The sequence below is a fragment of the uncultured Bacteroides sp. genome (assembly GCF_905207245.1).
Taxonomy (GTDB): Bacteria; Bacteroidota; Bacteroidia; order Bacteroidales; family Bacteroidaceae; genus Bacteroides.
Map to the genome: position 1 here is coordinate 62,311 of NZ_CAJLKP010000012.1, position 14,836 is coordinate 77,146.

Below are 14,836 nucleotides of genomic sequence, written 5' to 3' on the forward strand. Positions count from 1 at the left end.
CTTGTATTTAAGTATGAATGGCCTGCTCAGTGTTTCAATCGTGATAAGCGTGGTCTTTCGGAAAGTCTTCCCCACCCCACGCTTTCTTTGATGTCCACGGCTGCGGGGCATCCATCCAGAAAGGGTCGTCGGCAGGCAAGCCCAAAGGCAGAAAGGCCAGTGAAGCCAGATAGAGGCTACCGTTATTGGTATACCAATCTGAAATATTGGGTTGTGAACCATTGAAACCTAAAGTCAGGTAGCCCTTCCCATTGAAGTTCCGATTGTCGCCAAACATACGCTGAATAATGGCTGTCATGGCTGCACGTACCTGTCCGGCAGGCAATTCCTTAGGAAGCCAGCCACGCAATGACAACAGGGCGAGCGGTTGCAAAACACCTGTACGATAAGTAATAGAGCGTCCGAATATAGGGAATGTCCCTTCGGGAGAAACGAAACGCTCTAAAATGATGCCAAAACGTTGCATGCGCTTCACTGCTTTCGGGAAGTCGCCGCCCGGTACATTCCAAATCTTATTCTTTCCGGCATTCGTCATCACTTCAAGACATTCCACATACATCGGATGGAGCACGAAACTGTTGTAATAATCGAAAGCAAAGTCTTCTCCGTCGCTGTACCAACCATCGCCTACATACCATTCATCTACCTTGCGCAAGGCGGAAGTAACGCGGTAATGGTCAGTCTGTGCACCCGCTTTTTTCAGGAAGCATTCCACAGTAGAGGAGAACAACAGCCAGTTGGTATAAGGAGGGTCTACACGGCGCAATTGTTGGAACTCAGCGATGTAACGTTGTTTAGTCTGTTCATCCAGTGGCACCCACAATGCATCATATCCGCGCAAAAAGCTTTCTGCTATGTATGCAGCATCCACCAAGGGCTGACCTTCTTTTCTCCATAACAGATAATCTTTACTTTGAGGGTCTACAGACTGGGCATAGCTTTTCAAAGCCCACTCACGCAATTGCTTGCGTTGCCTACCCTCTGCCGTATCATCATCCGGAAGTGACAACCAAGGTGCCAGACCTGCCATCAACCGTCCGAAGCATTCCATATATGTCACCCTTTTGTCCCGTCCGTCCCAAGTGGGACTTAGTTCTACCAACATATCCTCCTGCAACCGTCCTTCGCTCATACTGCTTAGTACAGGTGCAGCCATCTGGTACAGGACTCCCGTCCATAGTTCACGGTCCGTCTTCACCTTTTCCGGTTTCTTCTTTGCCGAAACTTGGATGGGAATTAGTAATGCTACGGTCAACAGTAGCCACAAATATTGTTTTGTTTTCATGATATTCTATATAAGTTGTTTTTCATCGTTGCAAATATATCCCTTTTATGGCGAACCTAACCACCATAAATATTTCAAATAGGGGTAAATTATCAGTCAATTCCACTATAAAAGATAGATTTTCACCTCAATTGGTGTAGTTTACCACTTACTAACCCATTCAATATACGGAATCCCTTTCTCATCAAAGTGAATAGGTAGCCAGATATAGCGCGAATCTTGCAAGCTCTCCGGACGCCACATATCTGCCATAAATATATATCCGCTGCCTGCCAACGGCAGCACATAAGTACTTTGTCCGCCAAAAGTGATTTTCGCGTCTTCGCCCACACATGGATTGGACAATTGAGACCATTTCCCTAAAATAGAAGAAGCAGTCATCAACCGTGCTTCATTCGATTTCCAGCCTGTACACCCCGAAGCTATCATCCAATAAGTCCCATCCTTTTTGAACAGGGCCGGTGCTTCATTATGTCCCCCGGGAAATATACGGATATACTTTCCGGTGTGGCTCAGATAATCATCAGCCAATTCCGCAATGTGAAGTGTCAGATTCTCTTCCGAGGAATAAATATGATAAGCCTTACCATCATCATCCACAAATAAGGTCATATCGCGCGACATCTGTCCGCCTTCCAGGTCGCGCTTCACAAACATTCCTTTATCGACAGCTTCACGCCATTTCGGTGTCCACCACTCATAGGTTTCCGGATTCCAAGTGAGTTGCCGCTCCTCCCGGGTCATATTCAGCGGATAGATGCCAGGATTTACACGTCCCGAACGGACAAACCTATAAGGCCCTGCCGGAGTCTCGCTCACCGCTACCCCTGCACGGGAAGGTCCGTATCCCTTTCCTTTAAGTTCCAGATGGAACCACATGACAAACTTCCCTGTTTTCTGATTATATATCACTTTGGGCCGTTCAATGATACAACCTTTTTCTATATCACTTCCAACTTCATCAGATACAGCTAAAGCCACACCTTCATACTTCCAGTTACGTAAATCCGCAGATGAGTAACATGTTACTCCTACTTGAGTTGTAAAACCAGAAGAAGGCCGATGTTCTCCATACCAGTAATATCTCCCATTATTAAAGAGAATACCACCGCCATGGGCATTGATTACATTTCCATCCGTATCTTTCCAAACTTCACAGGAGACAATATCTTTTCTGCCTATTGAATTAGTTTGCCCCCACAAAGACGTCTGAAACAGGATACATAGAAACAATAAATGCCCTATTCTTTTCAAATATTTACTCATATCTTTATACCATATTAAAAAAGGAAGGCGAGACGAACCTTTCACGAGGAAAGGTTTGCCTCGCCTTATTAAGAACAAAAACCTATCAAAAACTAAGAATTACTATTAATTGGTCTTATCCTCATCGGCAATTGCTTCTTCCCAGTTGGTAAACATCTCTACTGAAGCATCATAGCCGTCATATCCGTAGTTCTGACGAAGTGTGGCACCAATATTAGCTGTGATAGCCGAGTTGGGCACAGGCCAGAAAAGGTTACGTTTATCAACCTGATAATTAAATTGTTTACCTGAGAATATCGGACCATTATTGAAGAGACTGTAACGTGTGCAACGCTTGTACCAATAACTACCACCATTCAAATCCGTACCGGTCTGTTTATCCCATGTAGACAAGTCATACGTCTCACCCCATTCATCAGGTTGACCACTACGGGCCAAACACCATGAGATACGAGTCAATTCAGGCTGACGCCATTCTTCCAGATAAAGCTCACGGGCACGTTCGTCTGTGATATCGCCAATGGTAACCGTAGTAAACATCTTCTTAGCATTGGCACGGCGACGAACTGCGTTTACATCCTCGGCTGCACCGCTTGTATTGCCTTGGTAGAATTTAGCTTCTGCACGAAGCAGATAAGTTTCAGCAAGACGGAATAAATACAGGTCACCGTTTGAGCAAGAGTTACCTTTCGTAGCTCCGTTAAACTGATTAGCATTATTGTTTTCTTCAGCGGCAGCATCCTTAATGTAAACCTTATATATAGGCGTAGGATACCAGCTACGAATCGTGTCGAGACAAAGCAAATCGCCCTTTTTAACTTCTGTTTTACCATCTTCGCTTGTCCAATCCTCCGGTGCATAGAGCATCATGTTCTGGCCATAGAATGCTGAGGACGGATTATTATACTTGATGTCTTCCATTTCTACCCAGTTACCCACAGCACGGTTGTGGCGCAAGTCTTGCGTATCCTCCTCACCGTCATAGCGCCAAATGGTCTTGTTATAGTGTCGGGAAGTACGGAAACAACCAATACCACGTCCCAAGGCACGTACCCAGTCCAATTCTTCGTTATACCTACTGTCAGTGCGTGCATAATTGTATGTAGGTGCACTTAACTTATGTGGATCCATGATGACACTATTAGACCAGTGTACACACATGGCACGCATTAGCGGATAGTTTATCCAGCTTTGGCTATGAAAGTTCAAGATCGGCATAATGGTTTCCTTGTTATCAGGAATAGATACGTTCTCCCCACGATGTAGGTCCCAAACCACATTGCGTTCCACAGGCAAAGTCATATTATTACCCGTAACAAACGAACCGAACGGAGCGTCCATCAACCTCAGGCCATGGTTATTAATCAAATCGGTAGCCATATCTTCTGCTTTCTTATATTCACCCGTTACAAGATAGCATTTGATAAGCAGTTGCATACAAGCTTCCTGATTCACCGTACCCATATAGGGCATATCTTTTTGAGCCGGCACATTTTGAACAGCAAATTCCAAATCGTGTACCAACATCTGGAAGATAGCTTCTTTACTTGTAGACTTATAGTTTTGTTTGGGCACCTCTATGATTTTCGTCACCAAAGGAATGTCACCGAACAACAATGCCTGATGATAATAACCATAAGCGCGGTGGAAGTATGCGCGTCCCTTGTACTCGTTACGAACCTTTTCATCCAACCCCTGCACCTGGTCTACATACGAAAGTACAGTATTGGCAAATTTGATACTGGTCCAACCACGATCCCAAAAACGACTCATGGCATTCTCGTCACCACCACCCTTCATACCATCAGTTGGCGTTATCTTATTGGCAAAATCATCCATGAAAAAGCCTGCATCAGTCTTTGCATACAAGCCTATATCAGTCATAAAATAGACCGAAGCTATCGGAAGCACGTTACCATTACCATCCATCAACATTTCCTTAAGTCCCAGGTCGCACATAGCCATTGCCGAACGCAAACCGGATTCCGTAGTATAAGTATTTCCGGGGTTATAGAATGACAAAGGATCTTGTTCCAGAAAGCTGTCCGAACAACTTGCCAACATGGCTGCTGAAGCTAAAACCATGCATCCCCTTACTAATTTATTCATCTTCTTCATATTGTCTTTCAGTTATTAGAGTGTTATATTCAAACCAAAGTTAAAGGCACGAGTAGCCAGGCCTCCTGTTTCGGGGTCACCATATTCCCAACCGGAAATAGTGCAAACATTCTTGACACTTGCGGTCACACGAATCTTATCAATCATATATTTTTTTGTCCACTTCTTAGGCAACGTATAGCCAACGGTTATGTCATCCAAACGGACAAAATTGCGGTTGTAAAGTTTGTCCACGCCGCCAGCCAAACCTGTATTAGGACCTGCAGCATTCAGGCGGCAATAGTCGTTAGTTGGATTATCGGGCGTCCAATATTCTTTCTCGGGCATATTGAAACCGTTAAGTACTTGTGAACCACCGTTGTCCTGATTCAACCAATAACCGTTTGTACTCTTATGTCCCATATAAGAATAGAGCGAGAATGAAAATGTCAAATCCTTCCACAGAGTGAATTCATTGCGTATATTCCAGTAAATGGGGGGAGCCGTAGTTCCAAGATAAGTTTTATCGTTATCATTGTAAACCGGCACGCGAGTACCATCTTCCAGAATTTTGTCGTCTTCCGTATAGCGATTCACTACTTTCGGATCACCCGGCTTCTGCCCTACCAAAGCAGCAGCAGCAATATCCTCGGGATTGTTCTGCCAAACACCGTCAGTTTCATAATACCAGATGGTACCCATAGGCTGTCCGATGTACCAACCGTTCGAAGTATCGTCACGCTCTACGCCGTTTTCGTCATAGTCGTAATAGATATGATTGATACGATTCTTGTTGATAGAAAAACCGGCGGAAGTATTCCATGTAAAGTCTTTAGTTTCGATGTTAGTAGAGTTTAAGGATATTTCAAAACCTTTATTCTGTACTTCACCCAAATTGGCTGTGATGCTGCTGAAACCTGAGAAACTTGGCAGGCGCTGTCCCATAATCATGTCAGTAGTCTTCTTGAAATAGTACTCCACCGTACCGGTTAAGCGGTCACCCAATACAGAGAAATCCACTCCGATATTCCAAGATTTCGTCTTTTCCCATTGAAGGTTGGGAGCAGCCAAACGGTCCATATACAAAGGATTAATCACTGTTGAAGTACCATTGTTGACATAAACCATACCAGTGCCACCCAAATTCAGATTAGCCAATGTTTTGTATACGTCACCAAAGTCACGGTTACCATTGGTACCCCAAGATGCACGCAGTTTAAGCATATCCAGCCATTCCTGAGTGCCTTTCATGAATTTCTCATTCGAAACGGTCCAACCTAAACCTACCGAACCAAAGTTACCCCATGGATTCTTGGCTCCGAAGCCTGCATAACCATCGCGACGGAATGTACCGGTAAACATGTAGCGGTCATTGTAACTATAGAACAAACGCCCCAGGTAAGAAGCCGCTGTGTAGTGCGTATCGTTGGTAGAGAAAGAGCTCTGCTCCTTATTGGCACCACCTGTATAGTGGAAACCAAGCGCATCACTTGGTGTGATGTTACGGGCATTGATTTTGTCGTTCCAAGTGCGATGTTCTTCAGCTTCTTGCACCAATGTCACTGTAAAGTGGTGGGTATCAGCAAAAGTACGGTCCCAAGTAATGGTATTATTCAAGTTCCAATCGAAATTCTTGGACCATTCACGGTTCACACCACGGCTGGATGCCGAAGCATCGGGCAAGTCGGCCGACATGAAATAACGGTCGTAGAACCACTGGTAACGCGGAGCAATATTAAACTGATAAGTGAACCCCAAAGGTAATGTAACCTTAGCATTGAAAATAGTGTTCAGAACAGTATAGCCTTTCTCCAAATCATAGTACTGACGGTCAAAATAGTAATTGTAACCACCATTCGTAGCCGCACCCGACATCGGATATTGCTCATAACCACCATTTTCATCATACATAGAAGCATAAGGAGAATTACGCAACATGTTGGCATCCCAATAGTTGCTACCCAATGATACCTGGATATCACCGTCAGAACGGTCTTGAAAATTCACATTCGCACCAATCTCCAACCAATCGGTAATCTTGGCGTTAATCTTCATGTTCGAACGGAATGCATGATATTCATTACCTTGCACGGCACCTTCATTGTCCATGTAACCCACTGACAAATAGTAGTTGATTTTATCAGTAGCCCCCGAAATGCTGGCGTTATAATCTTGGTTTATACCAGTGCGGAAAGTAGAGTCGTACCAGTCAAAAGTGTTACCGGCCAAGAAATTATTATATACCAGCGGAGAAACGTCCAACGTCAGACGGCGGGCAAACAGGCTAAGCATAGATTCACCATCGGAAGGTCCAAAACCACTCGCACCGGAAGCAGAAGCCCAGGCATCTTGCTCTGCAGCTGTCATGTTTGTAGGATTATCATAGTAACCTTGTGGATAAGCGACAGTATTGTTACTTGCCATCACATTGTAATAACCATAAAGCCCATCCTCGCCCTGTCCATAAGTATTCACCATCTTATACCAGTCTTGACGGTAACGCAGGTAACCGGAAGCATTGTAATAGTCACGATAAGCCGACTTCTTATTGACAGCCAAGTTAGCACTTACGTTGATAATGGGCTTCCCTAATTTACCTTTCTTAGTAGTGATGATGATGACACCGGCAGCAGCTTTGGCACCGTAGATAGCAGCAGAAGAAGCATCTTTCAATACATCAATCTGACCAATATCGTCCGGATTGATTTCTGAGAGTTCACCGTAGAAAGCCATGCCGTCTAATACAATCATCGGCTTAGCATCAGTACCCAGTGAGTTCTTACCACGCAACTGTATGGAAGCATCGCTACCTTTGGCAGAAGCATCGTAACCAATCTGCAAGCCCGGAGTACCACGCAATACGTCTTGTACAGACCCCGGATTTGAGTCGGCTATTTTACTGGGATTAATCTGTACGACCGATCCTGTAAGGTCTTTCTTACGCATCGTACCATAACCTACTACTACTACTTCATCCAACATTTCACTGTCTTCCTGTAGCGCCACTTTCACTGTTCTTTGTCCCTTCAAAGGGATTTCTACCGTTTTGTAACCTACAAAACTGATTATCAGTGTAGCATTCGGATTCGCTTTCAGAGAGAAATTACCATTAATATCGGTAATGCATCCATTGGAAGGCACACCTTTTTCAACCACACTGGCACCAATTACAGGTCCTAACGGGTCCTCTACTGTACCGGTTACCGTAACTTGAGAATTCTGAGCGCTCAGATACGAGACGTTCATCATAAGAGCCATACAGATTATTAAGGTAGAAAGCACCTTACTCAATCCTGCCCTCGAGGAAATCTTTTGTTTTTCCATCGTATGAATTTTAAGATTAAAAAAATAATTTAACACGCAATATGGATGATAGAACTGCATGCTTAGTTCTAAAACCACATCGCAAATCTATGGACATTCAAAGAGTAAAGGGCTTACGAATGTTCCAAACATGTTTGTATTTGGTGCATGAGACAAAAGCCTACATAAGTTGAAACATTCTTCAACATATCAGGCTTAATGCAAAAAGATTAACAGTGAATTTATTCTCCTTCAATGGTTCCGCCAGAAGTGAAACGTTCCATATACTCGGAAGGCTGCATACCTATTTCCTTCTTAAAGGTACTGCTGAAATAACGCGGGTCATTGTAGCCAACTGCATATGCCAATTCGGAAATACGGATATATTTTTTCTCTTCCATAATACGGCAGGCCGCCTTCATACGAATATTTCGGATAAATGAAACATAGGTCAGTCCTGTCAAGGACTTCAATTTACGGAAGAAGGTGGATTTAGTAGTATGCATCTCTTCCAGAAAACGTGTCTGGTCAAATTCCGGATCATCCAAATGACGATTCACACAATCAATGGCACGTTGCAGAAAATCTTCATCCATACTGGTATAGTTCAATTCTTTTGCTTCAAATACCAGTTGTTTCTTAAAGTCTTTCATAACCCGTTCGCGAGATTTCAATAGATTACTGATACGTGCATGAAGTACACTTAGATTAAACGGTTTCGTTATGAATGCATCTGCACCCGACTCATATGCTTTTACCCTGTCTTCTTCCTGTTTTTTTGCAGTCAGCAGAATCAATGGAATATGGGAAGTATCAAAGTTACCTTTTATATTCTTGCATAACTTAATACCATCCATTACCGGCATCATTACATCAGATACAATCAGATCAATATCCTCTTCCTTTAATACATCAAGTGCTTCTTTGCCGTTGGTTGCCGTATGGATTATATATTCAACACCCAGAAGTTTCACCATCAATCCCAACAAATCTTCATTGTCTTCAACCAATAATAAAGCATATTTTTTTTCTTCTGCTACACTTTCTTTACCAGGTTCCGGTAGAGATGGAACCTTCGTAAACACGACATCCTTCTGCAAATCATCGGCCACATCTGAAGTAGGAAGAGTGCCTGCATCATCTATTTCTTCTTCAGAATAGGCAGAACGGCCTATCGGAATCTGTACATTAAAGGCCGCCCCCTCTCCTTCCTCACTCTCTACAAAAATGGAACCATGATGCAAAGAAACCAAATCACGTACCAATGATAAGCCAATACCTGTACCAATAGTATTAAACTTCCGGTAATCTCCTTCATAAAAGCGTTTAAACAAATTCTTCTGCGATTCTTTCGAAATACCGGGACCGTTATCTTTTACTACAATATAGACTACTTCGCTCGCCTCATCACGTTTAAGTTCAATGCTTACCTTTCCACCAGCTTTATTATATTTAGAAGCATTAGAAAGTAGGTTATACAGTATCTTATCCAATTTATCAGGATCAAAGAAAGCCAAACATCTATCTGCATCACTTTGAATAGTGAAATGAATATCCTTTTTCTTCATTAATGGACGGAAACCATCCAAACTCCGGCGTACAAACTGTGCCAAATCTCCTTGCGACACTTTCAGTTTCAGGTTACCAGTTTCTGCTTTGCGGAATTCCAATATCTGCTGCAACAGACGTATCAACCGGTTTATGTTATGTGTCATCACATTATATTGCTCTTTATAAGCGGGGGCCGTCCGCTTCAATTCGTCCACAGAAGCCGAAATAATAGTCAGCGGAGTCAATAACTCATGTGTAATATTGGTGAAGAATTGCAGTTTAGCATGATTGATTTCCTCAGCTTTTGCCTGTTCCATTTCACGAAGATGCAATGCATTGCGCAAACGAATACGATTACGGATAATCCGGAAAATATACCAGGCTATACCAAGAAGTATTAATATATATAAGGTGTAAGCCCACCAGGTTTTCCAGGGTGGTGGTAGAATAACGACTTTTACAGTTTGTATATCCTCACCCCAGATACCATTTGAATTGGAAGCCTTCACGTAAAAAGTATAAGTACCGGCTTTCAGATTATTATAATATGCAAAACGCTTAGAGGCATCCGTATACTGCCAGCCCGTATCAAAACCATCCAATCTGTAGGCATACTGATTTCTCTCCGGATTGGCATATTCCAACGCAGAGAACTCTATACTAAAGTTATTACGCTTATAATTCAAGATGATTTCGTCCGTAAACCTTGGCGACAGACTTGATATTTCTGTACGTTCTTCATCAGAAAAAGAGGTCCAGGATTGATTGAACACTTTAATATCAGTGATTACAACCGGAGAAGAGAATACCTGTTCCTTCTGTTTGTCTGGGTAGAAACTATTATACCCCCGATGCCCACCAAAAAACATTTCGCCGTCGGAAGTAATAAATGATGCCCCACGGTTGAATATATTATCTTGCAAACCGTCAGAAGTAGTATACAGACGGTAAGTCACATTCTGCAAATCCCTTGGTACTGTAAGTTGCAGTAATCCCGCATTTGTCCCTAACCAAAGATTCCCTTTCTTATCACTCTGGATACTCATGACGGCATCTCCCGGTAAATTCCATAGCTTATGTACTGGTAAAAACCGATCTTCTGCGGCATCATAAAGATTCAGCCCACTTCCACCGGTACCTGCCCAAATGCGCCCTTCACTATCCTTATAGATACAATCTGCATAACTACTATTCAATTTCCCATTAACCACAGAGTATCCCGAAAGAGTATAATTCTCCAATGAAGTACCACTTCCCTGAATACGAACGACTCCATGCGTACTGGATGCCATCCACATTTCACAGCCAGTACCTTCCGCCAGATACATAGCAACCATATCTGATAACGGGATATTGCCAACTTTCAAAGAATCAATCCGCACAGGAGTCCCATCTGCCGCACGCATTGAAACTCCTCCTTTGGTGGCAAACCAAAGATTTTGCTTAGAATCCTCACAGATATGGTAAATACAAGAGTTACAAATCCACGGAGCATTGGAAGAAGTGTGGTGTTTTACACGTTTCCCAACAGGAGCATGTTTGTCAACTTCATAAGCACCTCCATCATATACCCCAATCCAGATATGACCAGTAGAAGGAGACTGTATAATAGACATTGTTGTAGAAATTCCACTATATTGCATAAAGTCAGTCATCTGGCTATGATGAATAAAATCTCCGGTCCGAAGATCTTTTACCCCAAAACCATAAGTACTAATCCCCAACCAAAGCAATCCTTCATCATCCATCAAGATACTACGCACAGAATTACTTTTCAGCATTCGTTTCACTTCAGGCAATCGATCCAAATTAAATCTCGCTTTGCGGGTATTAGCCATATTGACTCCTCCTCCAATCATTCCGACCCACATAATTCCTTGTCGGTCACGCAGCAAAGAGGCTACCTCACTATTGGTAATTGAATTTTCAGGGGTACCGGGATAATAGTTTCTAAACTCACAAACCGTTGTCCGAATTTCCTGCAATGGAAGTATACTCAGCCCACTACGTGTACCCACCCATAAAGATTGTGTATTCGTATCCTCCGAAATAGCATAAATAAGATTATCAGAAATACTACCTGCCCGTTTATCATCATGAGTGTATGTTGTCCAGGTTATCTTTTCCAGATCATAAGCATTATGCAACAATTGCAGCCCTGCCCCCCAAGTGCCTACCCATATATTTTTATAACTATCCTGAAATATAACATGAGCCGAGTTTCCGGAATTCATCTTCGGATATTTCCAATATTTTCCAGACTTTTTTTCATAACGATACAGCCCTCCCCCCCAGGTACCAATCCACACATCCCCTCTGTCATCTTCAAACAAGGATTTAATTGCTATTCTTGGAAAAACTCCATCTGTATTATTTCCATCAAACAACAAAAAACGGTTATTCTCCTCTATGTATTCATAAAGCCCCACTTCCGTTCCAAATAAGATTCGCTGATCATGAGTCACTAATATTTTAGATATACCTATCCCTGTTATTTCTTCATTCTCTACTCTACGAATTTCTCCGGTTCGTTTATCCAATACATTCAGACCATTATAAGTTCCAATCCATAATCTACGGAGGGAATCTTCTGCCACACAATAAATATTATTACTAGTCAGTAAGTCAGGATGATAAAGATTAGCTTTGTAAGCCGTAATAGAATATCCATCATATTGGAAAAGTCCATTACGGGTAGATATCCATATAAAACCGTCACAATCCTGATAAACTGATTGTACATCCTTACTGGGTAAACTATTTAAAATAGTTGAAGTTTTAAATACCAACGAGTTAGGTGCAGACTTTGTTATTGCCGGACACAACAAAAGTAAGAACATTCCATAGCAAAAGACCACAGTCCAAACTTTATCTTTCATAGTTAGTATCACCATTTAATTAAAGGCTTAATTAATAATAGATAGCAAATATACGCCAATATTCCTAAAATAATATTATTTTACACAGGCAATATTCCCAGATAATTTTAAGCCTAAATATATCCGAGATGTATTTGCTCCGTACCAACTTCGTAGATTCTTCGTCCAGAAGTACCTCTGAACGGAAAAGGTACGGAGCAAATGTGGTTCAGATAAGTTTCAGATAAAGCCGAAAGAATAACATTGAACTAAAATTTATCCTTTTTGGTCTTAAAATAGTCATTCAAATTGCGTGAAAAGTCTTTCCTTTGCAGAAAAGAAAAAAATAAATATATTCTTACCATGTAATAACACACTATGATGAAGATTCCATTTTCAAAAATGACCGGAGGATTACTGCTTTTTACTTTACTTTTTTCTTTAAAAGTAAACGCATCCTCATCACAGACTGTAAATGATTCCGTATTTCATTTAATACGCCCGGATTATCAACTAAGTCCCCTCACCGGAATGACACGCCAGCACTGGCTGGATGCAGCCACTTATTTACTGGACGGAGCTTTCAGTTATATCCACACGTTAGACGATCCGATGCATTTCCCCAAACAACCAGGAAAAAGTTACCCGACCGACGGGAAGCCAAACAAGACAGAGAATCTGGAAGGTCTTTGCCGCACTATGTTTGTAGCTATTCCCCTACTGAAAGAAAATCCCGACTTAGAACTGAATGGGATTAAAGTGGGGAATTATTATCGGCAACAGTTACGCAACATGAGTGATCCGTCAAAACCCGGATATATACAACATCTTAAAGGAGGCCCGAGCCAGACGCTTGTTGAATTCGGAGCACTTGCCTTATCACTGACCGTGATGCCAGAAATCATCTGGGAACCACTAACTCAGCAGGAGAAAGACAATCTTGCCGCCCTAATGCTCAGCTATGGCAACGGACCAACCATCGGCTCCAACTGGCGTTTCTTCAATATATTCGTGATGTCCTTCTTCAAGAATCACGGTTATACCGTCAAAGACGATTATCTGAATGAATTGCTTCAAAAGTCATTGGAGCAATATCGAGGCTATGGTTGGTATAATGATAGTCCGGCTTACGATTATTACAGCATGTGGGCTTTCCAGATGTATGGCATGATTTGGGCACACTATTATGGAGATAAATTCAACCCGGAAGCAGGACATCGGTTTGTCGATAACTTCCGCGATTTGATTCCTAACTATCCATATATGTTTGCCGAAGACGGCAAAATGAATATGTACGGAAGGAGCATCACTTACCGCATAGCAACCATCGTTCCTTTTCCACTAATGGGATGGTTCAATGACCCGTCCATTAATTACGGTTGGATGCGCCGCATTGCATCTTCCACTTTGCTCCAGTTCCTCCAAAACCCTGCATTGATGCAAGACCGGGTGCCAACATTAGGATTCTATGGAGCTTTTGAGCCTGCGGTACAGATATACAGTTGCCGTGGCAGTGTATACTGGATGGGAAAAGCATTTCTGGGACTATTACTGCCTGCTGACAATCCGTTCTGGACTGCCACAGAAAACAACGGTGCCTGGGAAAAGGAGCTTCAACCCGGCAAAGTATATAATAAATTCATGGAAGGATCGAACACACTGGTGACCAATTATCCCAATAGCGGTAGTTCTGAGATACGAGCATGGTGCCACGAGACGGTAGCCAAGGACTGGCAGAAATTCCGTTCTACTGAGAATTATAATAAGCTGTCCTATAATACAGCATTCCCCTGGATGGCAGATAGTCCCGATGGGAAAGTATCTATGAATTACGCCATACTGAATGCTAAGAAGCAATGGGAAGTGCTTCGCCTCTATACCTTCAGGAAGTTTGAAGATGGCATCTATTACCGGGATGCAGAACTTGAAACCAATTCCGAAATCAAGTTCCGCCTGGCAGACATCCCGCTTCCCAACGGCATACTTCGCGTAGACAAAATTTCATTCCCTGTCACCACCGGGCTACGCTATGGACATTATTCTCTACCGGAATTAGATACACCTATCACAACCAAGGAGAAAAAGATAAGAGAACATACGGTTTACTGCACTGATAACGGCGCCTATCAGACGGCACTTGTCAATTTGCAAGGCTGGACCGAAGTAGAGTTCGTGCAAACGGAAGGGCTGCACCCAGTAAGTGATAAATGCTCTGTTATCAATGCCGCAACTACGCATTCCGGTGATAAGATTTTCATAACTCTGCAATTATGGAAGAAGAGCGGTAAGCCGTTTACGAAAAAGGAATTGACGCCTGTGAAGTCTTTCGAGCAAAACGGAGACACAGTAACCATTTACTTTTCTGATGGCACAGTGAAGACGGTATCTTTCCCCTGATACCAGTTCGGAAGGAATCATTTTTTTGCCCAAAGGCAAAGATAAGCTGCACCTCAGCATAACTTTTTCATGCTTGCAT

At 42.6% G+C, this 14,836-nt stretch carries 6 protein-coding genes; 1 reads left to right on the plus strand and 5 read right to left on the minus strand.

The window, feature by feature from the left end; genetic code table 11:
* Positions 1-34: 34 nt before the first annotated feature.
* From QZ135_RS05935 to QZ135_RS05955, 5 genes are all read right to left on the minus strand, one after another.
* On the minus strand, positions 35-1,285 hold the full coding sequence (locus QZ135_RS05935) for a DUF2264 domain-containing protein (RefSeq protein ID WP_294606753.1): 1,251 nt from the start codon (positions 1,283-1,285) through the stop codon (positions 35-37).
* 141 nt (positions 1,286-1,426) lie between these two features.
* Positions 1,427-2,551, minus strand: a complete 1,125-nt coding sequence (locus tag QZ135_RS05940) for a glycoside hydrolase family 43 protein (RefSeq protein ID WP_294606755.1) — start codon at positions 2,549-2,551, stop codon at positions 1,427-1,429.
* Between the two features lie 105 nt (positions 2,552-2,656).
* Positions 2,657-4,669: a RagB/SusD family nutrient uptake outer membrane protein gene (locus QZ135_RS05945; protein WP_294606757.1), complete on the minus strand. Its 2,013-nt coding sequence runs from the start codon at positions 4,667-4,669 to the stop codon at positions 2,657-2,659.
* A 15-nt stretch (positions 4,670-4,684) separates the two neighbouring features.
* A complete protein-coding gene (locus QZ135_RS05950) occupies positions 4,685-7,906 on the minus strand; it encodes a TonB-dependent receptor (RefSeq protein ID WP_294606792.1) in 3,222 nt (1,073 codons plus the stop codon).
* Positions 7,907-8,193: 287 nt separating this feature from the next.
* The gene (locus QZ135_RS05955) at positions 8,194-12,381 is read right to left on the minus strand and encodes a two-component regulator propeller domain-containing protein (RefSeq protein ID WP_294606759.1); all 4,188 of its coding nucleotides are present in this window, start codon (positions 12,379-12,381) and stop codon (positions 8,194-8,196) included.
* A gap of 357 nt (positions 12,382-12,738) precedes the next feature.
* On the opposite strand from QZ135_RS05955, the gene QZ135_RS05960 reads away from it, so the two are divergent.
* Positions 12,739-14,757, plus strand: coding sequence for a DUF2264 domain-containing protein (locus QZ135_RS05960; RefSeq protein WP_294606761.1), 2,019 nt, complete (start codon positions 12,739-12,741; stop codon positions 14,755-14,757).
* Positions 14,758-14,836: the final 79 nt, after the last annotated feature.